The organism is Marivivens sp. ABH4_498, assembly GCF_056160585.1.
In genome coordinates this window covers 1-203 of sequence record NZ_JBSWXL010000032.1, presented here as the reverse complement: position 1 = coordinate 203, position 203 = coordinate 1, and the positions used below count along the sequence as shown (strand labels likewise).

1 protein-coding gene is annotated in these 203 nt (G+C 58.1%); it reads left to right on the top strand.

What is annotated here, in order from left to right:
* Window positions 1-203, top strand: a 203-nt coding sequence (locus tag ACXAGA_RS16530) for an Ig-like domain-containing protein (RefSeq protein ID WP_475118563.1), incomplete at both ends; no start/stop codon positions are given.

Here is a 203-nt window from a genome sequence, read left to right as displayed (position 1 = left end):
ACCACCGATGAAGACACACCCGTCACCATCGATGTTCTGGGCAATGACGTCGATCCAGAGGGCGAGCCTCTGACCGTGACCGAGGCGACATCGCCAAACGGCACCGTCGATGTGAACCCGGATGGCACCATCACCTTCACGCCGGACGAAAACTTTAACGGTGACACGACGATCACCTACACAGTGACCGATCCTGCGGGTAA